The organism is Mesorhizobium sp. M2C.T.Ca.TU.002.02.1.1, from assembly GCF_003997225.1.
In genome coordinates, this window is record NZ_RZTO01000857.1 from 1 (window position 1) to 2,538 (window position 2,538).

Here is a 2,538-nt window from a genome sequence, read left to right on the forward strand (position 1 = left end):
ATCGCAACTCGACACCGCGCAGGCCGAGCTCGACCGCAACGAGGTCAAGGCGCCGTTCGACGGCGTCATCGACCGCATCCCGGTGGAGCTCGGCAGCTCGGTGATGCAGGGCGGCGAGGTGGCGACGATCCTCAAGCTCGACCCGGTCATCGCCCGCGGCGAGATCAGCGAGCGCGACCTGCGCTACGTCAAGATCGGCGACGAGGCCGATGTGCGCCTGGTCAACGACCAGAAGGTCACCGGCACGGTCCGCTACATCAGCCGCGATGCCTCGGCGCAGACCCGCACCTTCCGCGTCGAGGTGGCGATCCCCAATGCCGACGGCTCCATCCCCGCCGGCATGACGGCCGAGATCACGCTCAGCGCCGAGCCGACCAACGCGGTCATGCTGCCGCGCTCGGTGGTGACGCTGGGCGACAAGGGCGACCTCGGCATCCGCGCCGTCGGCAAGGACGGCAAGGTGGCGTTCTTCCCGATCGACCTCGTCGACGACACGCCGCACGGCCTGGTGCTGGGCGGCATTCCGGAAGATGCGCGCATCATCGTCGCCGGCCAGGAACTGGTGAAGGAAGGCGACGCGGTGAAACCCGTCGAGGCCGACCAGGCGACCATCAACAAGCTTATCAGTGAAGCCTCCGCCGGCACGCAGTAAAGCACGACGCGCCGTTGCCGGACCAATCCGGCGATGGCGGTCCGCAGCCTTTGAAGCATAACAGGCCGAAGTCATGGATATCGTCAGACTCGCCATCAACAACGCCCGCCTCACGATCTCGGCGCTGCTGTTCCTGCTCGTCGCGGGCTGGGTCGCCTATCAGTCGACGCCGAAGGAAGCGGAGCCCGACGTTCCGATTCCGATGATGTATGTCAGCCTGATCTATCAGGGCATCTCGCCGGAGGATTCCGAGCGCCTGCTGCTCAGGCCAATGGAAAGCAAGCTCAAGAGCCTCAAGGGGCTCAAGGAGATGCGTTCGGCCGCATTCCAGGGCGGCGGCTACGTGCTGGTCGAGTTCCAGCCGCAGACGGATCTCGCGACGGCGCTGCAGGATACGCGCAGCAAGGTTCAGGACGCCAAGGCCGACCTGCCGCAGGCGGCTGAGGAGCCGACGGTCAACGAGGTCAACGTCTCGGAATTCCCGGTTTTGGTCGTCACGCTTTCCGGCGACGTGCCGGAGCGCGTGCTGACGTCGGCCGCGCGCGAGCTGCGCGACCGCATCGAGGAAGTGCCCGGCGTGCTCGAAGGTTCGCTGCAGGGCGCGCGCGACGACCTCGTCGAGGTTGTCGTCGACCCGGTGAAGCTCTCCTCCTACGGGTTGCAGCTCGACCAGGTGATCCAGGGCGTCGCGTCCTCCAACAGCCTGGTCGCGGCCGGCAATCTCGAAGGCTCGGAAGGCAAATACGCGGTCAAGGTGCCGTCGCTGATCGAGACGCCCGAGGATGTCGCCAACCTGCCGGTGGTCGCCACGCCCAACGCCGTGGTTCAGGCCAAGGACATCGCGACAGTGCGCTCGACCTTCAAGGACGCCGAGACGGTGACGCGCCTCGACGGCAGGCCGGCCATCGCCATCGAAGTGAAGAAGCGCATCGGCGCCAACCTGATCGATACGATCGGCCAGGTGCGGCAGGTGTCGGACGCCTTCATCAAGACGATGCCCGAAGGCATGCACGTCACCTACACGCAGGACAAGTCGGTCTTCGTCAACCAGTTGCTCGGCGACCTGCAGAACCACGTGATGATCGCCGTCATCCTGGTGTTCATCGTCATCCTCTATGCGCTGTCGGGTCGCGCCTCGCTGCTCATCGGCCTTGCCATTCCATCTTCGTTCCTGATCGGCATCCTGCTGCTCGCCATGATGGGCTACACGATCAACATGATCGTGCTGTTCAGCCTCATCCTGGCGGTCGGCATGCTGGTGGACGATGCCATCATCGTCACCGAGTTCGCTGAACGGCGCATGAGCGAGGGCATGCCGAAGGCGGACGCCTTCGCGCTCGCCGCCAAGCGCATGGCCGGCCCGGTGATCGCGGCGACGATGACGCGCATCGCCGCCTTCTCGCCGCTGCTGTTCTGGCCCGGTATCATCGGCGACTTCATGAAATACATGCCGATCACGCTGATCGTGACGCTGTCGGCCTCGATGCTCTACGCGCTGGTCTTCGCGCCGACGCTTGGCGCGATCTTTGCCAAGGCGCCGGAGCATCACGAGGAGGGCAATCGCGACGGCTGGTACATGGCCGTGGTCAAGCAGGCGGTGCGCTTCCCGATCACCGTCATCCTGCTCACCGTCGGCCTTCTGGTCGGCGTCGGCTTCGCCTATTCGAAATACGGCGCCGGCGTCGAGTTCTTCCCGAGCGTCGAGCCGGATTACGGCCTGCTCTACGTGCATGCCCGCGGCAATCTTTCGCTGGCGGAAATGGACGCCGCGACCAAGACGGCGGAAAACCGGCTGCTCGGCTGGCCCGGCGTGAAATCGGTCTACACGCGCGTCGGCAAGACGCAAGGCGGCGGCCAGGACATCCCGGAAGATGTGGTCGGCGTCA

The 2,538-nt window shown here is 65.5% G+C and carries 2 protein-coding genes; both read left to right on the top strand.

Annotation, left to right across the window (positions count from 1 at the left end; genetic code table 11):
• On the top strand, window positions 1-652 hold a 652-nt coding region (locus tag EOD07_RS30500; protein ID WP_127237950.1), incomplete at its 5' end, for an efflux RND transporter periplasmic adaptor subunit.
• Window positions 653-725: 73 nt separating this feature from the next.
• Window positions 726-2,538 (top strand): efflux RND transporter permease subunit (locus EOD07_RS30505; protein WP_164772690.1); only part of this gene is annotated, 1,813 nt, incomplete at its 3' end.